The organism is Mucilaginibacter sp. A5337 (genome assembly GCF_059690695.1).
In genome coordinates, this window is the sequence record NZ_JCAWEC010000003.1 from 357184 (window position 1) to 381955 (window position 24772).

Sequence of the window (24772 nt, forward strand, 5' to 3'; positions counted from 1 at the left end):
GGAAAATACCTGAAACCAAATTTTTATTTCCCTTATCTTCGTTGTTGGGATAATCATCAATAAGCCTTGTGAAACTAATAACGATATTATAAATGACAATAATACAAACCCCAATTGAGGGATGTTTACTAATCAAGCCGCGCATTTTCAATGATGATCGCGGTTATTTTTTTGAGGCATTTAACCGGCAAAAATTTGCAGACGCTACCGGTTTTGATATCGACTTTATACAGGATAATCAATCTTATTCAACCAAAGGTGTGCTCCGTGGCTTGCATCTGCAAAAAGGTGCGCATGCGCAGGCCAAACTTGTCAGGGTAACCAAAGGTGCGGTTTTGGATGTTGCGGTAGATCTGAGGAAAGGTTCGGCAACTTATGGCCAGCATTATAGCGTTGTATTATCTGAAGAAAATAACGATCAGTTTTTCATTCCCCGCGGTTTTGCCCATGGTTTTATTGTATTGAGCGATGAAGCTGTGTTCCAATATAAATGCGATAATTATTATAATAAAGAATCCGAAGGCGGGCTACATTATGCCGATCCTGATCTGAATATTGATTGGAACATGAGCGTTACTGATGTGCTGGTATCGGATAAGGACCTTGAATTACCCTTTTTAAAGGATGCCCCCGACTTTGGGTTTTAATTGTACAATGTTTTTAAAAATAACACCACAAAAAATGCAAAATGTTATCGTATTTGGAGCATCAGGACAATTAGGCAACTGTTTAAAAAAAGTGGCCGAACAAAAAGGAATAGATTATGTCCATTTTTTGCCGGAAGATGAAGCAAACATCCTGCGTGAGGATTTGATGGACATAGTTTTTGAAAAATATAAGCCCACCTTTGCTATTAATTGTGCCGCTTATACCGCTGTTGATAAAGCAGAAGATGACGTTGATCTGGCCCGGGCCATTAACAAAACCGGTGCCGTTAATCTTGCCAAACAATGCAAAACCTACGGTACCACGCTCGTACAAATTTCAACCGATTTTATTTTTAAGGGGGATGCAGCATCGCCACGTACAGAAGAAGACCCTGCCGAACCCATCAGTATATATGGCCTTACCAAACTGGAGGGCGAACAGGCCATTGCTGAAATTATTGATGAGTATTATACCATCCGTACAAGCTGGTTATACTCAGAATATGGTAACAACTTTGTAAAAACAATGTTGAAGCTTGGTGCCGAACGTGACGAGCTTAAGATCATCGCAGATCAGGTAGGCACTCCAACCTATGCTATCGACCTGGCGGGTGCAATTCTTGATATCATCGCATCCGGGAAAAACGCATATGGCATTTACCATTACAGCAATGAAGGTGTAACATCATGGTATGATTTTGCCAAGGGTATTTTCGATATTTCAGGTACCGATGTTAAAGTATTCCCGATACGTACGTCTGAGTTTCCGACGAGAGCGCAACGGCCTGCATATTCAGTAATGGACAAGGCTAAGATCAAAACTACATTCGGGATTGAAATACCTTACTGGAGGGATAGTTTGAAGGTTTGTATTGAGAGATTAGCCTTTGTGCAATAAGGAATCAAGATTTATAAAAATAAAATGCCCGGCTCCTAAAAAGCCGGGCATTTTATTTTTATATTTTTTGCTGGTAGCTTAAAGGAACGTTCCGGCCGCTACGGTTTCATTGGTTGATTCATCAACCAGGATCAATGAGCCGGTAATGCGGTTTTTGCGATATTCATCGAAAACTACAGGTTGGGTAGTACGTAAACGGATCTTCACCATTTCATTCATCTTGATATCAGTATTTTCTTCCTGTTTCTCAAGTGTATTGATATCCAGTTTATAATAAACTTCTTTAATGATAGACATTACCTCGCGGGTGGTGGTTTTAAGGTGATATTTGGCACCCGGACGCGGACTGCGTGTGGCCATCCAGCAAATCATTGCATCAAGGTCCTGGCTCACTTGTGGTTCACTGTCATCTTTTACAAGCATATCACCACGGCTTACATCAATATCATCCTCCAAAGTAATAGAAACTGACATTGGTGCAAAAGCTTCCTCAACCGGGCCTGAGTAGGTATCGATAGATTTGATAGTCGACGTTAAGCCTGATGGCAGTACGGTAATCCTGTCGCCTGGTCTGAAAATACCACCGGCTATTCGGCCGGCATATCCTCTATAGTCATGATACTCATCGGCATGCGGACGAATCACTGTTTGAACCGGGAAGCGTGCATCAGCATGATTTTCATCGCTTGCTATGTGGATAGTCTCAAGCGTATGCAGCAGGCTTTCGCCTTTATACCATGGCATGTTTTCTGAGTCGTTTACAACGTTATCGCCGGCTAAAGCACTGATAGGTACAAAACGGATATCTTTAACATCAATTTTTGCCGCAAAGGCTTCGTATTGCTCAACAACTTTGTTAAAAGCTTCTTCGCTGTAATCAACCAAATCCATTTTGTTTACACAAACAATAATGTGAGGTATTTTTAACAGCGATGCAATAAATGAGTGGCGACAGGTTTGTTCAACCACACCTTTACGGGCATCAATAAGCACCAGCGCCAAGTTGGCAGTTGAAGCGCCGGTAACCATATTACGGGTATACTGGATATGCCCGGGGGTATCAGCAATAATAAATTTGCGTTTTGGGGTTGCAAAGTAACGGTAAGCTACATCAATGGTAATACCCTGCTCGCGCTCTGAACGTAAACCATCGGTTAGTAATGAAAGATCAACATGCTGAAGCCCTTTGCGTTCGCTTGATTGCTTTACAGCCTCCATCTGGTCTTCAAAGATGGATTTTGAATCGTAGAGTAAGCGCCCTATGAGGGTGCTTTTCCCGTCGTCAACACTACCTGCTGTAGTAAAACGTAATAATTCCATTGTGGTGGTATAATTTTGCTTCGGGCCTGATGCTCGAAGACTTATGAATCAAAATTTAAAAATAGCCCTGTTTTTTCCTGTCTTCCATCGATGTATCCGAGCGTTTATCATCACTGCGGTTACCACGTTCGGTACTGCGGGTGGCCGATACTTCGGCAACTATCTTCTCCAACGTATCAGCATCTGATTCAATACCGCCGGTGATGGTAATGTCGCCGAGGGTACGGAAGCGCATGAGTTTGTTTTCGATAGTTTCGCCTTCGCGAAGCTGCAGAAACTCTGATGCAGGCAGCCAGGTATTATCGCGGTAAACGGCATTACGCTGGTGTGCAAAGTATAATGAAGGTATGGCTATGTTTTCCTGCAGAATGTAGTTCCAGATATCCATTTCGGTCCAGTTGCTAATCGGGAACACACGGAAGTGTTCGCCCATACGTTTACGGCCGTTAAAGATATTCCAGAGCTCGGGGCGCTGGTTTTTGGGGTCCCACTGCCCAAATTCATCGCGGTGGCTAAAGAAACGCTCTTTAGCACGTGCCTTTTCCTCATCTCGGCGTGCGCCACCTATAGCAGCATCTATTTTATGGCTTTCAATGGTATCAAGCAGGGTTACTATCTGCAGCTCGTTACGGCTGGCATTAATACCGCTTTCCTCAACCGCACGGCCTTTGTTGATTGATTCCTGAACGGAGCCAACAATAAGCTGCACACCAAGGTTTTCAACCAGCTTATCCCTGAACTCCATAGTTTCGGGAAAGTTGTGCCCTGTATCAATATGGATTAGCGGCATAGGGATTTTAGCCGGCCAGAACGCCTTTTTTGCCAGGTGTGTCACAACAATAGAGTCTTTCCCGCCCGAAAACAGGATGGCAGGACGATCAAATTGTGCAACCACTTCCCTGATAACGTAAATGGCTTCTGATTCTAATTCCTGCAGATGAGTAAGATAATATTTATGCATTTTAACAATAAAAACCCTGCTAACCCCACCTAAATAGTAGAGTTTTGCATTTAAACTGCAATTATACGCAATTATGCCAATTTTAGTGCTATCTATTTGGAATTTAACACATGAAGTTTGTTATAGCAATTAGGCATAATTTAAACAAACCTGTAATATTTTACGTAAACCATAAAGCTGAAAAAAATATTTATTTTAGCTGAAAGTAATTAACAGGTTTAAACAATAATTATAACATAATACGTTTACAGGCATACCAAAACATATATATCTATGAAAGGAATTATTTTAGCAGGCGGTTCAGGTACACGTTTATACCCTATAACCAGGGCTATAAGCAAGCAGTTGATGCCTATTTATGATAAACCGATGATCTACTATCCGCTGTCTGTTTTAATGCAGGCTGATATCAGGGAAATATTGATCATTACTACCGCCGAAGATAATCCGGGCTTTAAACGTCTTTTAGGAGATGGTACTGAATTGGGCTGTAAATTTGAATATGCTATACAAGAAAAACCCAATGGACTTGCCCAGGCTTTTGTTATCGGCGAACAATTTATTGGCAATGATAAAGTAGCGTTAATATTAGGCGATAACATATTTTATGGAACAGGGTTTAACGAATTGATCCGCAGCTTCAATGACGTTGATGGCGCTGCCATTTTTGCCTACCATGTGGCTGATCCTGAGCGTTATGGCGTGGTTGAATTTGACGCAGAGTTTAGGGCATTGTCAATTGAAGAAAAGCCTATGCAACCGAAATCTAAATTTGCGGTACCGGGCCTTTATTTCTATGATAATTCGGTAATTCAGATAGCCAAAGATCTTGAACCATCGCCCCGTGGTGAATATGAAATTACCGATGTTAATAAATTTTATCTTGAGCAGGGCAATTTGCACGTTGGCGTAATGGATAAAGGAACAGCCTGGTTAGATACCGGTACCTTTGATTCGTTGAGTGATGCAACCGAATATGTGCGCGTAATAGAAAAACGACAGTCGACAAAAATTGGTTGTATTGAGGAAGTTGCTTATCGCCGCGGATTTATTAACGACGATCAGCTGCAGTTATTGGTTAATAAATACACTAAAAGCGGTTACGGCAAATACCTGCAAAGCTTATTGCCACAATAAATTTATGCCGGTGTTTCAATTGTTTTGATCATCTGATCGATAACATCGGGAGCATCGGCATCAAACCAAATAAAATCTTTATCTTTTCTGAACCAGGTAAGCTGCCTTTTGGCAAAGCGCCTGGTATTCTGCTTTATAAGCAACAGCGCTTCCTCAAGGCTGATCTTGCCATCAAAGTAATCGAACAGTTCTGAATAGCCAACCGTATTTAAAGCATTCAACTGGCGATGGGTCAGGAGGCCTTTTACTTCTTCAACCAGGCCTTGTTTAGCCATCAGATCCACGCGCAGGTTGATACGTTCATATAATTTTTCGCGGGGCATATCAAGGGCCAGTTTTATAATATTAAACGGTCGCTTATTTACAGTGGCGTTGCGATAGGATGAAAACGGTTTACCCGATGTTTCAAAAACTTCTAACGCCCTGATGATGCGCTGTGGGTTATTAAGATCAACCTGGGTATAGTAATCCGGGTCTACCTGTTTTAACTTTTTCTGCAAGGGTATAATCCCTTCTTCTTCCAGTTGCTGGTTTATTTTTTCACGTATTGAAATATCGGCAACGGGTAAATCATCAAAGCCTTCACAAATAGCTTTAATGTATAAGCCCGATCCGCCGGTCAGGATCACCTTATCATGTACTTTAAAGAGTTCATCTAACAGGCTAAGGCCCTGCTTTTCAAAATCGCCAACAGAAAAACTTTCGGATATGGAATGCGAATTAATGAAATAGTGTTTGGCTAATACTAACTCGCTCTCATCAGGTTTGGCAGTACCGATACTCATCTCCCTGAAAAACTGTCTTGAATCGGCCGAAACTACTACCGTATTGAAGTGCTGTGCCAGCTTAATTGCTGCTGCTGTTTTTCCTACCGCTGTGGGGCCGGCAATTACGATAAGTGTGGGGGGAAGAGGGTTCATAGTTGATGGTTCATAGTTCATAGGTTAAAATGTGGCTTGAGTAAAAGCCATGAACCATCAACTATGAACCATGTGCTAAGTTTAATAATCGTCACTGTTTCCTCTGCCGGGCCTTTCATCATCGTCAAAGCCCTCGTCGTCGCTAAATTCATTGCCGAATTCATCTTCTTCCTCTTCTTCTTCATGTCCGCCGCTGTGTTTTTCTTCCGGGATGTCATCAGCATCCGTAACTTCCGAAAAATCTTCGGCGTCTTCCGGGTTAAAGGCCATTTCGTTCAGGAAGTCGAAATCCTCTGTAGTTGGTGGTAAAACTGTTGGGTTAAATGCATTGCCGAATTGTTTAGGCGCTTCGCCAACTGATTTCACAACGGCGGGGTAAGTAGTGCCCGGTGTTTCATCTAAAATGATCTTCATCAGTTCAACATGAAAATCAAACGGGCGGTCGAAATTGAACGTGTAGTAAAATTTTTGGTGCGGATCATCAATAAAGCTTAACAGTTTTACTTTATTCATTAATGAAACGCCACGGTCAATACGCCTCTGGTTAGGCAGGTAAGTTATTTCTTCACCTTTAGTCCACTGATCATTGCTGATATAAAATGATGAAGAAAATTCCGGATTATAACCGGTTGACTGATGAATTGCGCGGTGAAGATCTTCGAAAGTTTGATTTGATTTTACATCAATTTCTCTCGTAACGTCATCGTAGTCTTCAAAAGTAACCCTGAACCTGTATACTGCCATTGCTTATCGTAGATTTTGGACAAAAATAATAATGTTTTAATTTAATTTGGATTAGTCACAACTTTTAAGCCAATTTCCAGGCCTTTGCTTATAGTAAAGCTTAACGCAGCTTCGCGATTGTTTGGGATTTCGCCTTCCAGTATGGCCTCGCGGATCTGATTTTTGATTATTCCAACCTCGCGGCCTTCTTTTATACCAAACATGGTCATGATATCGTTACCGGTAACCGGCGGTTGCCAGTTGCGGATGCTATCGCGCTCTTCAACATCTTTTAATTTTTGTTGAACAAGCTCAAAATTGTTACGATATTTTTTAACCTTATATTCATTTTTAGTAGTGATGTCTGCTTTACACAACAACATCAATGCCTCGATGTCATCTCCTGCCTCAAAAAGCAAACGCCGCACTGCCGAATCGGTAACTATTGATTGCGAAAGCACTATGGGCCTTAAATGCAATTGAACCAGTTTTTGCACCTGTTTCATTTTTTCATTTAGCGGCAGCTTAAGCTGGGCAAAGATCTTGGGCACCATGCGTGCGCCCCGGTCTTCATGGCCATGAAAGGTCCAACCGTGGCCGGGTTCAAAACGTTTGGTGGCTGGCTTGGCAATGTCATGCAATATGGCAGCCCAGCGCAACCAAAGGTCGTCGGTGGTTTCGCAGATGTTATCGAGTACCTGCAGGGTATGGTAAAAGTTATCCTTATGGCCTTTGCCATCCACATAATCAACCCCGTAAAGGGCAACCATCTGCGGGAAAATTTTATGCAGCAGTCCGGTATCAAACAGGTAATTAAAGCCTATGGACGGCGTCGGCGCCAGGATGATCTTGTTCAGCTCATCGGTAATACGTTCCTGCGATATAATACTGATCCTGTCGGAAGTAGTTTTAATGGCTTCAACGGCAATGTCATCTATACGGAAGTTGAGCTGTGTAGCAAACCTGATGGCCCGCATCATACGCAACGGATCGTCAGAAAAGGTTTCGTTGGGATTAAGCGGCGTGCGTATTAGCTTGTTTTCAAGGTCGGCAATGCCGTTAAAAGGATCAAGCAGCTCCCCAAAAGTATCCGGGTGCAGCGAAATGGCCAGCGCGTTGATGGTAAAGTCGCGGCGTTTCTGATCATCTTCCAAAGTGCCGTTCTCCACAATAGGCTTGCGCGAGTCGCGGCGATATGATTCCTTACGGGCGCCAACAAACTCAACCTCCAGATCGCGGTATTTGAGCGAAGCTGTACCAAAGTTTTTATAAACCGCCAGTTTAACTTTAAGCGTGTTGGCAACAGCTTCGGCAAAAGCTATTCCATTGCCAATAATTACGATATCGATATCCTTCGAGAGGCGGTTGAGGAAAATATCGCGCACAAAACCACCTATGGCATAAGCCTGTACATTTTGTTCGCCCGCCAAACGGGATATTACAGAAAATACGGGATGCCTGAGGTGTTGCTGCATAGTTGGATGCTTAAAAACGCTAATAAGGGTACAAAGGTAAGATTAATTAGAAACTATGCAGCCTGTAGTTACAAACTACAGGCATAATGGCCAGAAGTTGGAAACTTCCGACAGCGGTTCAGTAGTGCCTTTTACATGTTGGCCGGTTAATCCTAATCTCTGATTTCCAACCTCTGATCTCTATCTTCGCAAAAACTCAAACCTGCCATCCGGGGCCAGCCTCATGATGGTTGATGGTGTTTTGATTTCTTTGCTATGCTGTTCCAAATCAACAACATAATCAACACCATCAATGATTTCCTGGTCTATCTGTGAAAAATACTGCGGCGAAGGTTTGCCGCTGATATTGGCCGATGTTGACACCAATGGTTTGCGTAAACGCTGAATTAGCTGCTGGCAAAAAGGAGTATCTTTTACAACCCTGATCCCGATGCTACCATCTGCGGCAATTAAAGCCGGCGAAATATTTTTGGCGCCGGGCATTACTAATGTTAAAGGGTTTTCGGCATACTCAATCAATTCAAAGGCCAGCGGGTTTACTTCGCTGATGTAGCTTTCCAGTTTGTTGTCGGTATCCAGCAAAATGATCATGCTTTTGGCCTCATCTCGCTGTTTAAGTCGGTAAATTTTTTGTATAGCTTCGGTATTGGTTGCATCACAGCCTATACCCCAAATGGTATCGGTGGGGTAAAGAATAATACCGCCTTCTTGCACAACTTTTAAAGCTTTGGCTACTTCTTCTTTAAGCATGGTTCAAAATATTTTGGTATAGCTGCATTAATTGCAGGCTTAGTTTATCATCTGTAAAATTGGCAGCGTAAGTGTGGCCTTTAGTTATCATGTTTTGCCTTAAGCCATCATCACTAAGTACCTGGTTTAGTTTTTCGGCTAATCCGGCATCATCATCCGGGTTAATATAAAGGCTATCGGGCCCGCCGGCTTCTTCAAGGCAGGAGCATGTTGCCGCTATTACCGGTACACCAGAGTTTAGTGCTTCTAAAATCGGAATTCCAAAGCCCTCATACCTGGAAGGGTAAACAAATACTGATGCCAGCTGATAAACAGCAGGTAACTCTGCAAAAGTAACGTCTTTTAAAAATATTACCCGGTGGGTTAAATTATTGGCTGTTAAATATGCTTTAACCTGTTCAATGTATTGGGTTTCTTTACCAACTACAACCAAAGGTATATCATCGATTACATTTTTTAAAGCCTTAACTGTTAACAGCTGGTTTTTACGTTCTTCAATTGTTCCAACGCTCAATATATAGCGGCTGGGTAAATGGTATTTTTCTTTTACTGCCGACTTTTGTTCAGCAGTTTGTTCAATCGCAAACGAAGGGTCACATCCCTGGTAAATCACTTCAATTTTTTTAGGATCGATGCCGAGCAGTTCAACTACGTCGTCTTTTGTTTTTTGACTTATGGCGATGATCTCGTTGGCAACCTTGCAGGCATGTTTAACCTTGGCGAGGTAAATGCGATAATCAACAGCACCGAATTGTTTGGGATAACGCATGAAGATGAGATCATGCATGGTAACAACCGACCTGATGTTTGTTTGCCCGATACCCGAAGGAAGCTCGTGACTTAACCCATGGTACAATTCAACACCATCGCGTTTAAGATCTTTAATAATTCCCTTGCTGCGCCACCAGGAGGTAAACCATTTGCTTTTTGGCGTAACGGTTTGGATGTTGGGATAACCACCAATAAAATTAAGCCGGGGATTGGCTTTTGCCTTTGGCGTATATAAGTATAAAGTATTGGACGGGTTGAGCGAAGCTATGCCTTTAATTAACCAGCGGCTGTAATTGCCTAAGCCGGTGTTATTGTAAAAAGCCCGTTTAGCATCGTATCCTATCTTCATGCTTTTAGATATGAGATGTTAGATATGAGACGTGAGAAATGCTGCATTCTCAGAGGAAAAATATCAGATGTGAATAAGGAAATTGCTGGTATGTTCACCATGCAAATCTCATATCTCACATCTGATATCTCATATCTAAATTATACCGCTACGTTATTTTCACGCAGGGCGTCATTCAATGACGTTTTTTTATCGGTTGATTCCTTACGAGTACCGATGATCAGGGCGCAAGGCACCTGGTATTCGCCGGCGGCAAACTTTTTGGTATATGAACCCGGAATTACCACTGAACGTGCAGGTACACGGCCTTTATATTCAACCGGGGTACTGTGAGTGACATCAATAATTTTTGTTGATGCTGTTAATACCACGTTTGCACCTAATACGGCTTCGTGTTCAACATGTACGCCTTCAACAACAATAGCACGTGAGCCCAAAAAGCAATTATCTTCAATAATAACCGGAGCGGCCTGTAATGGCTCTAATACACCGCCAATGCCAACGCCACCACTTAAGTGTACGTGTTTGCCAATCTGCGCGCATGAACCAACAGTAGCCCAGGTATCAACCATGGTGCCTTCATCAACATAAGCACCAATGTTTACATATGATGGCATCATGATAACACCTTTAGCCAGGTGGGCACCGTAACGGGCAATGCCGTGAGGTACCACGCGAACGCCGGTTTGTTTATAATCGGTTTTGAGTTTCATTTTGTCATGAAAAACAAAAGGACCGGTTTTAATTTCTTCCATCTGCCTGGTTGGGAAATACAAAACAACCGCCTTTTTAATCCACTCATTTACATGCCAGCGTGAGCCAATTGGTTCGGCAACACGGATTTCGCCTTTATCTAACCGGTCGATAACGGTTTCGATAGCGTTGGTATATTCATTGTAGTTAAGCAGGTTCCTGTCTTCCCAGGCCTCTTCAATTAGTTTTTTAAGATCTTGCATTGGTGAAATTAAACTTTTGGCAAATTAAAGGAATTTTAAGGAAATATATTTTAAAAGATTGTATATCATGGAGTGTAAAGGTTGGGAAGGTTCAATACAGATTTGGAAACAAATGATGGTAATCCAAATTGAATTATGCTGCGGTTATCTTTAATTTGACGCCTTAATCGGGAAATAAGTGGGTATAATTGATACGTTCCGTATACTATTTTGATTTGCAGTGCTTTGTTTTACACACATGTATACAATATCCGGACAATCAGTTAATGGCTATATAAAAAACGTTAAGTAAGCCTTAATTTTATATAAACGAAAACCAACGTTTAAACTAATTAGGTGTCAAGGCCTTCCGGACAGCGAGTGTCGGGGAGGCTTATTTTTTTACTTGTATTGTATTTTTAGGTAAATAAGTTATCGGAGCGGTAAACATTGATGTATTATATAGCGTATAAACGCATTGTTTAAATAATAAGAAATTAACATAGCAAGTTTTTACCCTTTAATTTATCACTATAACCCCCATCCCCAAAGTATGACCCCACTTGTACTATTTGCCATTATTTTACTTAGCATGGCATTGTTGCTTATTTTAGGCGTTTTGTTTTTCGGCACACTTAAAAGTATCAAAAAACGCTACTATCCCAACTGGAAATTTCCCGATTATATCAGTGTAGGTTATGCCGAATACCTGTATCGTAAATTTGTAAAACGGGACCTGCCAAAGTAAGTTATAAAGAGTATAGTTTTGCCATTGTTGATTTGCCGGCATATTAAAAATGTTGCGTTAATTAGCGTTTATGACTGCAAAGCGAAATTTTTATAAGGACGTGCTCTTTGGTGTAGCCATAGGTGATGCGCTTGGGGTACCCGTAGAATTTAGATCGAGAGAAAGCATCGCGCAAAAACCAGTGACAGACATGATAGGTTTTGGCACTCATGATCAGTTGCCTGGTACCTGGTCAGACGATAGCTCATTGACTTTTTGTCTTGCCGATGTTTTGGCAGACGGTTACGACCTGCAAAAAATAGCTGACAGCTTTGTTTACTGGTTGTACGATAACCAATGGACTGCACGCGGAGAGGTATTTGATGTTGGCATTGCTACCCGTGCCTCAATTGAACGTGTTTTACGAAAAGTGAGGCCAGATTTAGCTGGCGGGTTTGATGAATCATCAAACGGTAATGGTTCATTGATGCGGATTTTGCCTTTGTTATTTTATATTAAAGATAAGCCACTAAATGAGCGGTTTATCTTTACAAAAGAAGTATCATCTATAACCCACGGACATGTACGTTCTGTAATTGCTTGTTTTTATTACCTGGAATTTGCCCGAAAGTTGCTCACTAATGCCGACGCGATGGCTGTTTATCACGAGGTAAATACTGAAGTGAGATTGTTTTTAGAAGGAACTACTATTAACCGCGATGAGTTAGCTTTGTTTAATTGGTTGCTGAATGACGATATCTATAAGCATCCTATAAATGAAATCCAAAGTACTGGCTATGTACTGCATACACTTGAAGCGGCGGTTTGGTGTTTGTTAACCACATCAAACTATAGTGAAGCTGTGTTAAAAGCTGTAAATTTGGGGCTCGATACTGATACAACTGCAGCCGTTACCGGTGGATTGGCTGGTTTACTTTATGGCTTTGAAAGTATTCCCGAACACTGGATGCTTATGATTGCCCGTAAAAATGACATCGACGAATTGGCCGGACGCCTGGACGATAAATATGAAAGGAACTGATAAATGGCCGAAAAAGAGAAACTGAGAATAGATAAATATCTGTGGGCCATCCGCGTTTTTAAAACACGTACACTGGCTTCTGATGCCTGTAAGGCTGGCCGTATAAAACTGGATGGTAAAAACATTAAACCATCGTACGAAGTAAAAATTGGTGATGTTTACCATGTTGCCAAAGGCATTGAGCGTAAAGTAGTGAAGGTAACCGGCCTGCTCGAAAACCGGGTTGACGCCAAAACTGCTGTTAATTTTTATGAAGATATAACCCCTGTTGAACAAACCCAGGCCTTTAAATCAATGTTCCACGCCCCGGTACTGAAACGTGACCGCGGCACCGGCAGGCCTACAAAGCTTGAAAGGCGTGAGATTGATGACCTGAAAGATAATTTTTTTGAGGAGCAGGAAGAAGAGTAGCTGTCTGAACCAGGATTAAACGGATTTTTAGGATTATAGGATTTGCTTTGCAGGTGCTCTGCAAAAAATCCATACTTAGCTATTGCATTGAAATCCTATTAATCCGGCAAATCCCCCCAATCCCGGTCAATAATGCTCCCTGTGCTCAGTTGTTTCCCAAAGCTTAAAGGCAGTTAACGCTTCATCCCGCAGGATCTGCACGAACGGAAGTTTACGTTTATCCATCGGGTTTTCCAGCTCGTCATAAATAAAATGATCATCGAAGCCTATTGCGGCGGCATCGGCTTTTGTGTTGGCGTAATAAATTTTATCAATCCGGGCCCAGTAAATAGCGCCCAGGCACATGGGGCAGGGTTCGCAGCTGGTATAAATTTCACAGCCTGCTAAATTATAGGTCTCCAGCTCCTGGCAGGCCAGGCGGATCACCGACACCTCGGCATGTGCCGTAGGATCGTTAGTGGGTACAACACGGTTGGCGCTACGGGCTACTATCATGCCATCCTTAACTATGACTGCGCCAAAAGGCCCGCCCATTCCGCGCTTTACATTGTCTTCGGCCAGTTCAATGGCTATGCGCATAAATTTTTCGTGTGCCGTATTTTCCATATGCCCTAAATTAAAAAACCTCAACCGAAGTTGAGGTTTTAATTTGAAAATGTGTCAATTTGAATATTTGAAAATGGCTGGTAATATTCAAATTACCTCATTGTCGAATTTTTAATTTGAAAATGTGTCAATTTGGGAATTGGATGATGATAAGTAATTTTCAAATTGCCGCATCATCAAATTTTCAAATCAAGTATTATTTTTTTTCTTTAGCGTAAGCTTCGTTCAAACGTTTAGCAACGTCAACAGTAACATCTAAAGATGGATCGCCATATAATACAGTTGGGTTAGCTTTTGAATAAGTTAACACCAGTTTGTAGCCTTTTTCTTTAGCATAAGTTTTTACAAAATCGGCAATTTTATCATACAACTTAGCATTTTCAGAAGCTTGCTCGTTTTGGAATTCAGCACCTGCATTTTGAGAGTAACCTTGCAGCTCCTGTTGTTTACGCTGTAACTGCTGCTCAGTAGCCTGGCGCTGATCGGCTGGCATAGTAGCCTGGTTCTTTTGGTATTCGGCAACCTGGCGCTGAAATGCCTGACCACGGTTTTGCAGGTCGGTTTGAGATGCTTTGCCTTTGTCTTCAAGGCGTTTTGACATATCCTTAAAGTAATCGTACTTGTTTAATAAAGAATCAGAGTTTACGTAAACGATGGTTTCTTTATCAGGAGTTGCTGTGGTTGCAGCAGCAGCCGGTTTATCGGCAGTTTTATTTTGAGTACAGGCGGCAACGCTACCTGCAATTGCTAATCCTAAAGTAAGTTTGGTTAAAACTGAAGCACTGGTTTTCATTCTGTCAATCTGAAAAATATTATAAAATTTTGACAAAGATAATCTTTCATTGCAAGTATCCTAATCATATATGCAGATTTCGGATGTGCAGATTTTGGATGTGCAAATGTGCATATATGTTTATAGCGGCCATTATTGAGAGTGATGTTTTTGCACGCTAAGGCGCAAAGCCGCAAAAGTTTTTTTACCTCAAGTTTTTATGGTATGCAAATTTGCGTTAGGGATGGAAGTGGATACCGGCCAATGAGCATAATGCCTGCAGGCGTATGAACGTACAGCCCGGGCCGCAGGCAACGCCATTATTGATTTAGAATATCGGATTTTTGATTTCGGAATTTCTGGACTTAATTTTTGATAATTAATGAATTAGCTGAGTTTAAAGGGCAACAAATTCTATAAATTCTTTAATTCTCAAAATTCGGCTTCAAACAAACCATTATGTGAAATGGTATTAAGGCAACATTAATTTAATGCTTCCAAATCTATTCCACAACTGTACTTTTATCCACAAAAAATCGTTAATTCGGGGTATTTTTTGTAATTTTGAAGATTGTTTCATTAAATAAATATGAGCGAAGAAATTCAGGATAAATCCAATTATTCAGCAGATAACATACAGGTTTTAGAGGGTTTAGAGGCGGTGCGCAAGCGTCCGTCGATGTACATTGGCGATACAGGCGTTAAAGGTTTGCACCACCTTGTATATGAAGTAGTTGATAACTCTATCGACGAAGCCCTTGCCGGTTATTGCGATGATATAAAAGTTACTATACATGTTGGCAATTCCATAACCGTATCAGATAACGGCCGTGGTATCCCTACGGGTATCAATACAAAAGAAGGTAAATCGGCGCTTGAAATTGTAATGACCGTTTTGCACGCCGGTGGTAAATTTGACAAGGATACCTATAAAGTATCGGGCGGTTTGCACGGTGTGGGTGTAAGTTGCGTTAACGCGCTGTCAACCCATGTCAGGACCCTTGTACATCGTGAAGGTAAGATCTTTACCCAGGAGTATGAGCGTGGCAAACCTATGTTTGATGTTAAGGAAATAGGTGTATCTGAGAAAACAGGTACCATCCAAACTTTCCAGCCCGACCCGGAAATTTTTACTACAACTACCGAGTATAAATATGATACTCTTGCTGCGCGTTTACGCGAACTTTCATTTTTGAACAAAGGCATCCGCCTGAGTTTGACTGATGAGCGTGAAGCCCAGGAAGACGGAACTTTCCGCTCGGAAGTGTTTTTCTCTGAAGGTGGTTTACGCGAATTTGTTAAGTTTTTAGACGGTACGCGTACCTCTATCATTCCTGAACCAATTTATGTGGATGGTAATAAAGGAGGTATTCCGGTTGAGCTGGCCCTGCAATACAATGATACTTATAGCGAAAACGTTTTTTCTTACGTAAATAACATTAACACCATTGAAGGAGGTACACACGTTGCGGGGTTCCGTCGTGGTTTAACCCGTACGCTGAAAGCTTATGCTGATAAAGAAGGCTTGCTGAAAAACGTTAAGGTTGAGATCAGCGGTGATGACTTCCGCGAAGGTTTAACGGCTATTATCTCGGTAAAAGTACAGGAGCCGCAGTTTGAAGGTCAAACCAAAAGCAAGTTGGGTAACAACGAAGTAATGGGTGCGGTTGACATAGCAGTTGGCGAAATCCTGGGTAACTTCCTTGAGGAAAACCCTAAAGAAGCCCGCCTGATTGTAAATAAAGTGATCCTTGCCGCTACTGCCCGTGCCGCCGCCCGTAAAGCACGCGAAATGGTACAGCGCAAGAGTGTAATGACAGGCTCTGGCTTGCCGGGCAAACTGTCGGATTGTGCCAACAGCGATCCAACCCTTTGCGAGTTATTCCTTGTGGAAGGTGACTCGGCGGGTGGTACCGCCAAACAGGGCCGTAACCGCGAGTACCAGGCTATTTTACCATTACGTGGTAAGATCCTGAACGTGGAGAAAGCCATGGAGCACAAAATTTACGAAAACGAAGAGATCAAGAACATGTTTACCGGTTTGGGCGTTAGCCGTGGTACGCCTGAAGATGATAAAGCCCTTAACTTAACCAAACTCCGTTACCACAAGATCATCATCATGACGGATGCCGACGTGGACGGTTCGCACATTACTACGCTGATCCTTACTTTCTTCTTCCGCTATATGAAGGAGCTGGTTGAGGCCGGTTATGTATACATTGCTTCGCCGCCACTTTACCAGGTAAAAAAAGGTAAAGAGTATGAATATTGCTGGAACGATGTACAGCGCGATGCCGCCATTCAGCGTCTTAAAGGTGCCGGTAAGGAAGACAGCGTACATGTACAGCGTTACAAAGGTTTGGGTGAGATGAACGATATCCAGCTTTGGGAAACTACCATGAACCCCGAAACCCGTACCCTGAAACGTGCCACCATTGAAAACGCCGCCGAGTGCGACCATACCTTCAGCATGCTGATGGGTGATGAAGTAGCGCCGCGCCGCGAGTTCATTGAACGCAACGCTAAATACGCTAAGATAGATTCATAACCCCGGCCTCCGCCAGCTGGCGGAGAGGAATGGGTTGATATATTTTAAGGCCTGCTTCTTTTGAAGCAGGCTTTTTTTGTGGATTTGCCTCCGCCTGATTTCGGTAGGAATGGTTTAAATCTTTATCAATTTACCATTATAAACCACTTTGCCATTTAGTTCGATTGTATAAATATAAACACCTGCTATGAGCTTTACCGGGATGGTATTTTGTAGCTCATTAATGCTTTTAACCATGTTTAACCTGCCATCGGTACCGTACAATTTAAATTCGTAGTTATTAATGTCGCCGCTCAGGATATTGATTTGTCCGGCAACTGGGTTGGGATAAATTACAAACTGGTTCGGCTGTAAATAAGTGGCATCGGCAATGTTGGAGTAAATGATATCGCCAGTGGTGGTGATAAGCTTTGCCCGGTAATATTGTTTTCCCCGCCGGGGATTATTATCGGTATACTGATAACTAATAGCTGTGGTAAGTGGTATAGTGTTTAAAGTAATGTATTGGCCTGAGGAATTTGTTTTTTCTAATGTGATGGATTTAAGATTATAAACACTGCCTAATTCAAGATTAAGCACAACGGTATTGTTAACCACATTGGCGAGTAAGGTTTTTACATAACAGCCAACGCCTTGTGTGGTAGCATCAATTGTGTAGCTTTTTATACCTTCAAAGCCATTGCCGGTAGCACTCACGGCAAAATAGGTAGAGGTTTGTTGTTGTGCAGATATAATGATACTGGTATCGGCAGTTGAGGCAAACTTTTGTAACAGGTTGTTTTTAATAGTATAAACGGTATAGCCTGTACTGCCCGGCTGTGGTTTCCATTGTAGCAGGGTGCCATTGCTGCAATTATAACCAACATCAAGGGTAAGCGGTTTGGAGATGCTGAACTCGGCGCTTGTAAAAGTCTGGTTGCCAATAACCATTTTAAGTATGGCCTTAGTGAAAACATCGGGTGTTGCCCAGGTATAGTAGCGGTTTTTTAAGGTAACGTTACTAACAGGTTGCCAGGTAAGGCCATGATCAAAACTGACACTTATAGTGCCCGATGTTGTGTTGAATGAGCTGTGCCATCTCAAATAATTATCCTCGCCGGCAAAAAGCTGGTCGCCGGCCGATGGGTAGATCCATTCAAACCGGTTTGCTATTACCTCCTGGTGGGCAACATAAAATTTTTGTGTACCGGCAGTAACCCTGCGACCTTTAATATGTACTATATAGGTGCCTGCTGCCGGGTTATGTAAACTTACCTGTTCTGTATTGTTCAGGGTATCTACCTGTCTTTTTGCCGGGGCAGCTAACGAATCGGCAGAAGGGAAGCTGCTGAGTACCCATGGCAAAATTTGCTGCCCGGATGGTGTGGTGACGGTAAGGTCGAGGTCATTCACCAGTGCCGATGCTGCATTAACAGGTGCTGCAGGGTCATTCCATGCTAATGAAACTTTAAGTTCCCTGCAATTTAGGGGGACTGTTATAGCATAATCTGTTTGTGCGGCATTGGTAACTGAGCCGGCAATAAAACGTTTTTCATTGATAGTTCGCAAGGCTTCGAGTGCATTCAGGGAGCCATAGCCCGTTTTATGCTGCGGCCCCTGTGCAGCTACCTCATCTGCCGTGTTGATGAGCACATTTTTTATGAGCGCGGCAGATGGCAGCTGTTTGTATTGTGTTTTATAAGCCTGTTGTAACAATGCAACTGTGCCCGATACCAGGGCTGCTGCCCCCGATGTGCCATCCTCGCCATCGGCTATCAGTTCGGGTTTAATGCGGCCATCATACGTTGGCCCGGCCGAGCTTAAGGACTCGGGATCGCCTGTTCTGTTAGTTCCACCTACTACCAGTACATTTTTAGCCTGCTTAAAATCACCGGAAAGATTCGCTACTCCGCTTATACCATTATAAACCCCGCTTTCAGGTGCGGAGTTGCCGATATTACCCGATGAAAATATGTGCACCAACGAGTCGGTTTCAAAGATCTGCTGATCATAAGCCGCGCTTTCTGCTCCGTAATAATTTTCAATGCCCGTACCGTACGAGTGATTTTGCACCGAGATATTGTACGATTTGAAAATTGGGGTACTATCAGGCATTAATTGCTCAAATGATGATGAGGTGAAGCTTACTTCGGGTGCTGTCCCTAAACCTTTAATGTATGAGTTTCCGTTGCCGCCTATAAGTGTTGCCATAGTGGTGGCATGCCCTGAAGTGATATCGGCTGTTTTGAATGACGTGAAGCTACGGCCCAACAGGTCGAGATCATTATCATAGCGGTCTTCCTTTACAGATACATTAATGCCGAGCCCGGTTGTACCTGGAAAATCGGCCTTTATGGCCGACATGGTATTTAAACCGAGGTCGATATCACTAATGGCAAGTTCTTGATGAGGCTTGCGCACCTCATTGGCAAATAACATATAGTCCTGTTGTAGTAAGGCAGGGAGGTCTTCTAATTTAATGTCGAGATGTATGAGGTTCCCCGTTTGGCCGGTAATAATTCCGGAGTTTTTGATGTGATTAATGACGATGTCATTAATAGTAGTAACCGAAACCTCTATAGATTGCGTACGTCCCGGATGTTGTTTCCAGTTTTTTGCAAGGTTATCCGAAGCTTTCCAGAGGGAGGAGGCAGTGTTGTTGCTTATGATATTAGCATCGTTTTTGATGGCTGAAGCCGATGATACGATGTAGTAATTGTAGGAAATCCGTTTTAAAATGTTGTATTTGCGGCTGTCGATATGTGCCGGATCTTTAAATTTAACGAGATAATATTGTTTTAATGAAGTCTTTTGGAGAGCTGGAAGAGAAGCCTTATAAATGGAACTGATAGTTTCATCGCTCATGCGTTTTTGTGACCATGACACTTTGAAACATAAAAAAAGAAACAGTACGGTAACAGGTATTCTTTTTATCATAGGCGTAGATATGTTCAAAACCACTAAAGGGGAGCTGCAGCATCCCCTTTAGTGATAAAGCTATTTAGTTGAATAGTAAACAACTATAAGCGATATTAATATAAATAGTTTAACGCAATTTGATCGTTAGCATTAAATGTACGGTCGGTACCGCTTGAGCATGCTAACATCCACGAGCCGGCATCAGCTTTGGTTGGTGTCCCTGGAATGTTGATTGCGCCAATACCCGCTGAACCTTCGTTGCTTCGGCTGCCCCCGCAGCTAAAGGCGCGGTTCATATAATCGGTATGGCGGAAACCGATGCAATGCCCCAGTTCATGCTGAATAACAGAAGTTACATAACCCAGATCAGGGTTTGTGCCGTAGGCTTGTGCATTGGTGTTCATCTGGATCTGGTTATACGGATCGCCCGATGAGGTAGGGAAGCCCGATGAACCCAAGGTGATATAGCCACCGCTTGGTCCCTGGTTAAAGCCGATGATCTGGATTGCGCCTCCGCTGCTTACCATTTGAAACTTAAGCGTAAGGTTTAACGCATTGTAACGCGCAACGGCAGCAGTAGCGGCGTTAAGATAAACAGTAGGTAAGTTTGAAACTGATACGGTCACCGTTCTTGGTAGATTTTTAACCAGGTTGGTGGTTCGGTACTGCTCAACGTCGGCAATTCTTAAAGTAGGACTGGTACTGGCTTCTGATAAATTGGCCTTGGTTAACAGGATATCTCCCTCAACCAGATAGCCGTCGCCTTGTTTGCGCACTTCATCGGTGCTGAATCCTAAGTTTGAAATACTTTTCAGTACATCGTCAGGGATAGCGGTTTGGCTGGTGGTTGTAGTTTTTGCTCCTTTATCTTTTGAACAGGAGAATAATACAGAGGCACCGACAAGCACGCTTAGCCCGACCCCTATTAATAGTTTTCTTTTCATTGTTTTAGTTACGTTTAGATGTAAATGAAGAATAAAATTTTCAGCAACCGGCCAGTGCTATTAACCTATACGCAATATGTAAATAAAAAGTTACGGAGTTATTAATGGAAAATAACAAATAAATAATCTTTTTAAGAATTATTGCCTTGTTATTTGGTTGATATTGAAATTATAATTGCTGTATAGGGTATTATTCCAATTATAACTCTATTTTAACTGATAGGTGTACTGGGGGATGTTCTGCTGCAAATCAGTTAAAGATTATTTTATTGTACGGGTTTTCAGTTTAAGCAACCCTTTCCCATAATCAATCACAGCTTTATATTTCATTAAAATATCGCCACCCAAAACACCCAGCACCTTCGGGTGCCCCATTTGGCTGTAGGCTACATTAATGGTAGATAGGTCAAGTACAGCTGCCTCAAATTCAGAAATATGTAATTCGCCGATGTGCAGGTCGCTTACCGTTGCTGTAAATGACTCCATAGTGTTAGTGCCCAGGCCTGTTGAGAGTTTTTCGCTGGCTAATATGCTCATAGTTTCATTCGCCTCTGTCAATGTGGTTTGATCAAAAGCAGTTTTGGATGCGCCTGTATCCAGTACCATAATAAAAGTTTTTCCGAATAGGCTTACTTCAATCAGCGGATGAAAGCCATCGTCGTGCAGGTCGATAATATTTAGCGGGACAGATATGATCATGGCAGATGTACGAATTGCGAATTGCAAATGTGCAGATTAAAAGCAGTAGATTCTTATCTTATTAGTGTAATTATAAAAGATGTATCAATAATGCCCGGTATGCCTCCCAAAATTCCGGTTCAGGCCGGTTTATTTTTTAATATAGCTTTGGTGTACGGTCTTTCTGCTCATATTATGAATAAGCTGTTCCGGTACACTTCATTAAAGTAATTACCTATTATGGGGTAGTCTAAAGGTTCAATTTAAGGTTGATAGATGTGCCTTTGCCTGGAGCCGTGTCAATTTTTAAATCGGCAGTCAAAATTTTTGCACGTTCATAAATATTACGGATCCCCATGGTTTCGTATTTGCGCAGATCAGGGTCAAAGCCACGGCCGTCATCACGGATACTTATCTGCAGCCGGTTTTTGTAAAGACTGATGTCCAGAAATGCATTTTGCGCCTTCGAATGTTTGACAATATTGTTTAAAACCTCCTTAACAAGAAGATATACCTGTCGTCTTTTTTCGCCGCTAATGGTAACTCCGGTTTCGCTAACCGAGGCATTTACATGAAGGTTGATATTGCTATATTCAAATATTTTGATGGCTTGTTTATGAATAAAACTGGTCAGGTTACTCACCTCGTCGTTTTCGGCATCAAGGCTCCAGATAATCAGCCGCATCTGGGTAGAGATATCCGTAATAGCTTCGTGAACAGCGTCTATTTCCTTAAAATCAGGCTGGTTGGCTGCCTTCCGGCTCAACAGTTCGGTCCTCAGCTTGATACCCGATATACTTGCCCCCAAATCATCATGCACCTCACTGCTGATACGCTGACGTTCACGTTGCAGGGCAAGCGCATTTTCGTAGTCCTTTTTTTGTAAGCCTATGATGGACTGATAATATTTTCGTACCAGTAAAAAAGCTACAACTACAGCACTTAACACAGCCAAAACCTGTAACCACAACTGCTGATACCATAAAGGCATAACGGTAAATTTAAAAATAAGCGATGGGCTTAACTGGTTAAAACGATTGGCAGCCATCGCTTCTAACTCATAGTTTCCGGGAGGCAACAGGTCAAACCGCTTTTCACCAGACGGTGCAACGCTCCAGTTTTTATCAACCCCTTTGAGCCTGAACCGGTATTGTATTTTACCCATGCTTTTGTAGGATAGGGCAACGCAATTAAAAACAACAGGTTGTCCGTAGGTAAAGCTATTTTGAGTTTCGGATCTTCCGTCATTAATTAACACCGGCCGGGGCAGGTTGGTGTTCCCTAAATTTTGAGTCACCGCTATTCCCTGATCTGTGGCTATATAGTAATCAGCGCCGTTCTGAACAACGTCGGCAACATTATCTGAAGGAAGCCCGTTGCTGGTGTTTAGCAGGCTGATCCGGTAATGCTTATATTTATTATAAAAGCTGATAATGCTTACACCATCTGCAGTACATATCCATAAGGTATTGGCATCTGTCCATACCAGTTTACGGATATCACCTGAAGAGATGGCAGGAGATCTAAATTGAACAATTTGTTTCCCAGCCCACAAAAATACCCCCTGAGCGTCGGTACCTATTGCGCATACATCATTATTTGATGCCAGGCATTTAACAACATTTATTCCTTTATCAGCCAGTATTTGAACAGAGGTAGTATCATTAGTGGTTGGCTTTAACCGGTATAACCCATAAAGTGAACCCACCAACAGGCTGTTTTTATACCAGGTAAGCGATGTCATGCGTATTGGCTTGAATCTATAAGCTTTTAGAGATTTGAGCTGATTTGATAATACGCCAACGGTTTCTTGTGAGGCAAAACAGACTGTATCATGTAGATTGGTAATTCCTTTTATAGGGCCATTATATTTTTTAGGGCCCGAAAGATAACTTTCGGAATGCCAAAACGCCGGGTTGCTATTGGAAACATTTAATTTGAATAAGCCATTATCGGTACCAATCATGAGCCTATTGCCCGGAATTGCAAGCAGATTGGTTATCCGGTTAAAGTCAGACCGGTTTTGATTTATGGATATGGTGTCTATTAATGACAATTGATTTGTCCCAAGCTTCATATAGCTGAGCATGCTTAAAACGTGCCCGGCAAAAAGGTAACCGCCAGCTATACCCAGTCTTAAAACGTCTTCATTTGCCAGGCCGCTTTCTTTATTAATGACTTTTACTTCGGGGTTGGCACTTAAAAAGAAGCCTTTGTCATAACTACCAAACCATAAATTATTTTCCTTGTCTATAAGCGTTGATGTGGTGATGTGGTTATTAAGATAGTTTTTACGTTCGCCGGTAAGGTAGTTTATAATGTATGTGCCTTGCTTTACCGTAGTAACGGCAAAAGTATTTTTACCCATAGGATAAACCGAGGTTACGTTGCCCGTAAAATAAATTTTATTGAGCGGAATAATCCCGCTTTTCTTATACTGATAAACCTGCACCCATTCTTTAGTTATTAATAACAAATGGTTTTGCTGTATAGCCAACCTGTATGGTTTGGTATTGATATTAGCCGTTAGATAACTTAATTGTCCGGTCTTAAGCTCTTTTTCGAGGATGTCAAGGTCATTTTCAGATAAGGTGATCTCCTCACCGTTCTCGCCATAAATATCCCCGTTTAAATGTTGGATGGTGTGCCTTCTTGAATTTAATTCATCAAAATGATATACTTTAGTATTAAGCCTGTAATTTACACAGAGCTCATTATAACGGTTAAAAAAGAAATTGGCAAAAGGCAATACTATTACTTTTTGATGGGAACTTAGATTATGAATAAGCCCGTTTTCATAATAACAGACCTTATAATTATTACAGTAAAAAAAAATCCGGTGGTAATTGTCTTCGGCTATCCGGAAACACTCATTGTTTTCCAGCCCATCGGCCGATGTGAAGTTTTTAAAATGTTCGCCGTCAAACCTGCTCACGCCTTTGTCTGTGGCTAACCAGATAAAGCCCCTGCTGTCCTGCATTAAATAATGAACCCGTGAGCTGGGCAGGCCGTCAGTTGCATTGTAGTTTTTCAGGTAAACTACCTGGTAGGGAATGCTGGCATATACACCCGAAAATAAAAATTGAGCTAATATTAAAAGTTTTAAAAAAGAGCTTCTTAGCGGCATCCTATTATTGATATCAATTTAACATCGCTGCCTTTTTAACAATATACAATGATATGGAGTGCAGGACTTTGCGCGGTTTGTGTCAATTGATAAATATAAAAAGAAATGCTATGTATTAAAATATCAATCTAAA

General features: G+C 42.0%; 21 protein-coding genes. 7 read left to right on the top strand and 14 right to left on the bottom strand.

Annotated features, from left to right (window positions below; translation table 11 throughout):
- The first annotated feature begins 92 nt into the window (after positions 1–92).
- Both rfbC and rfbD read left to right on the top strand, forming a co-directional pair.
- A complete protein-coding gene (gene rfbC, locus AC59JO_RS11460) occupies positions 93–647 on the top strand; it encodes a dTDP-4-dehydrorhamnose 3,5-epimerase (RefSeq protein ID WP_497305419.1) in 555 nt (184 codons plus the stop codon).
- 7 nt (positions 648–654) lie between these two features.
- Positions 655–1545, top strand: coding sequence for a dTDP-4-dehydrorhamnose reductase (gene rfbD / locus AC59JO_RS11465; RefSeq protein WP_497305421.1), 891 nt, complete (start codon positions 655–657; stop codon positions 1543–1545).
- 78 nt (positions 1546–1623) lie between these two features.
- Here the strand turns inward: rfbD and cysN are convergent, their stop codons facing one another.
- Positions 1624–2865 carry a sulfate adenylyltransferase subunit CysN gene (gene cysN / locus AC59JO_RS11470; RefSeq protein WP_497305423.1) on the bottom strand — a complete coding sequence of 414 codons (1242 nt, stop codon included), beginning with the start codon at positions 2863–2865 and terminating at the stop codon, positions 1624–1626.
- A gap of 55 nt (positions 2866–2920) precedes the next feature.
- On the bottom strand, positions 2921–3826 hold the full coding sequence (gene cysD / locus AC59JO_RS11475; protein WP_413666332.1) for a sulfate adenylyltransferase subunit CysD: 906 nt from the start codon (positions 3824–3826) through the stop codon (positions 2921–2923).
- Between the two features lie 273 nt (positions 3827–4099).
- Between cysD and rfbA the strand changes: the two genes are divergently transcribed.
- A complete protein-coding gene (gene rfbA, locus AC59JO_RS11480) occupies positions 4100–4963 on the top strand; it encodes a glucose-1-phosphate thymidylyltransferase RfbA (protein ID WP_413666333.1) in 864 nt (287 codons plus the stop codon).
- 2 nt (positions 4964–4965) lie between these two features.
- Here rfbA and miaA read toward each other — a convergent pair whose 3' ends face one another.
- From miaA to AC59JO_RS11510, 6 genes are all read right to left on the bottom strand, one after another.
- Entirely contained in the window at positions 4966–5883 is a 918-nt protein-coding gene (miaA, locus tag AC59JO_RS11485; RefSeq protein ID WP_413666334.1) for a tRNA (adenosine(37)-N6)-dimethylallyltransferase MiaA, read from the bottom strand.
- 81 nt (positions 5884–5964) lie between these two features.
- Positions 5965–6627 (bottom strand): IS1096 element passenger TnpR family protein, encoded by a 663-nt coding sequence (locus AC59JO_RS11490; RefSeq protein ID WP_413666335.1) that lies wholly within the window; start codon positions 6625–6627, stop codon positions 5965–5967.
- Between the two features lie 41 nt (positions 6628–6668).
- Positions 6669–8081: a CCA tRNA nucleotidyltransferase gene (locus AC59JO_RS11495; protein ID WP_413666336.1), complete on the bottom strand. Its 1413-nt coding sequence runs from the start codon at positions 8079–8081 to the stop codon at positions 6669–6671.
- A 180-nt stretch (positions 8082–8261) separates the two neighbouring features.
- Positions 8262–8831 (bottom strand): L-threonylcarbamoyladenylate synthase, encoded by a 570-nt coding sequence (locus tag AC59JO_RS11500; protein WP_413666337.1) that lies wholly within the window; start codon positions 8829–8831, stop codon positions 8262–8264.
- On the bottom strand, positions 8824–9951 hold the full coding sequence (locus tag AC59JO_RS11505; RefSeq protein ID WP_413666338.1) for a glycosyltransferase family 4 protein: 1128 nt from the start codon (positions 9949–9951) through the stop codon (positions 8824–8826). The genes AC59JO_RS11500 and AC59JO_RS11505 overlap by 8 nt, the downstream gene beginning before the upstream one ends.
- Positions 9952–10091: 140 nt before the next feature.
- A complete protein-coding gene (locus AC59JO_RS11510) occupies positions 10092–10907 on the bottom strand; it encodes a 2,3,4,5-tetrahydropyridine-2,6-dicarboxylate N-succinyltransferase (RefSeq protein ID WP_413666339.1) in 816 nt (271 codons plus the stop codon).
- Between the two features lie 532 nt (positions 10908–11439).
- On the opposite strand from AC59JO_RS11510, the gene AC59JO_RS11515 reads away from it, so the two are divergent.
- The 3 genes from AC59JO_RS11515 (at position 11440) to AC59JO_RS11525 (ending at position 13066) form a co-directional block, all read left to right on the top strand.
- Positions 11440–11634 (top strand): hypothetical protein, encoded by a 195-nt coding sequence (locus AC59JO_RS11515; RefSeq protein WP_413666340.1) that lies wholly within the window; start codon positions 11440–11442, stop codon positions 11632–11634.
- A gap of 70 nt (positions 11635–11704) precedes the next feature.
- Positions 11705–12655: an ADP-ribosylglycohydrolase family protein gene (locus AC59JO_RS11520; protein ID WP_497305427.1), complete on the top strand. Its 951-nt coding sequence runs from the start codon at positions 11705–11707 to the stop codon at positions 12653–12655.
- A 3-nt stretch (positions 12656–12658) separates the two neighbouring features.
- Complete coding sequence (locus AC59JO_RS11525; protein ID WP_413666342.1) at positions 12659–13066, top strand: RNA-binding S4 domain-containing protein; 408 nt, start codon at positions 12659–12661, stop codon at positions 13064–13066.
- 126 nt (positions 13067–13192) lie between these two features.
- On the opposite strand, the gene AC59JO_RS11530 is transcribed toward AC59JO_RS11525, so the two are convergent.
- Complete coding sequence (locus AC59JO_RS11530) at positions 13193–13672, bottom strand: nucleoside deaminase (RefSeq protein WP_413666343.1); 480 nt, start codon at positions 13670–13672, stop codon at positions 13193–13195.
- Between the two features lie 196 nt (positions 13673–13868).
- Entirely contained in the window at positions 13869–14465 is a 597-nt protein-coding gene (locus AC59JO_RS11535; RefSeq protein WP_497305429.1) for an OmpH/Skp family outer membrane protein, read from the bottom strand.
- A gap of 568 nt (positions 14466–15033) precedes the next feature.
- Between AC59JO_RS11535 and gyrB the strand changes: the two genes are divergently transcribed.
- Positions 15034–16992, top strand: a complete 1959-nt coding sequence (gyrB, locus tag AC59JO_RS11540; RefSeq protein WP_413666345.1) for a DNA topoisomerase (ATP-hydrolyzing) subunit B — start codon at positions 15034–15036, stop codon at positions 16990–16992.
- A gap of 114 nt (positions 16993–17106) precedes the next feature.
- On the opposite strand, the gene AC59JO_RS11545 is transcribed toward gyrB, so the two are convergent.
- The 4 genes from AC59JO_RS11545 to AC59JO_RS11560 form a co-directional block, all read right to left on the bottom strand.
- On the bottom strand, positions 17107–19908 hold the full coding sequence (locus AC59JO_RS11545; RefSeq protein WP_497305432.1) for a S8 family peptidase: 2802 nt from the start codon (positions 19906–19908) through the stop codon (positions 17107–17109).
- Between the two features lie 95 nt (positions 19909–20003).
- The gene (locus AC59JO_RS11550; RefSeq protein ID WP_413666347.1) at positions 20004–20834 is read right to left on the bottom strand and encodes a M57 family metalloprotease; all 831 of its coding nucleotides are present in this window, start codon (positions 20832–20834) and stop codon (positions 20004–20006) included.
- A gap of 261 nt (positions 20835–21095) precedes the next feature.
- Positions 21096–21533 carry an aspartyl protease family protein gene (locus AC59JO_RS11555; protein ID WP_413666348.1) on the bottom strand — a complete coding sequence of 146 codons (438 nt, stop codon included), beginning with the start codon at positions 21531–21533 and terminating at the stop codon, positions 21096–21098.
- A 229-nt stretch (positions 21534–21762) separates the two neighbouring features.
- Positions 21763–24639 carry a sensor histidine kinase gene (locus AC59JO_RS11560; protein ID WP_497305434.1) on the bottom strand — a complete coding sequence of 959 codons (2877 nt, stop codon included), beginning with the start codon at positions 24637–24639 and terminating at the stop codon, positions 21763–21765.
- Positions 24640–24772: the final 133 nt, after the last annotated feature.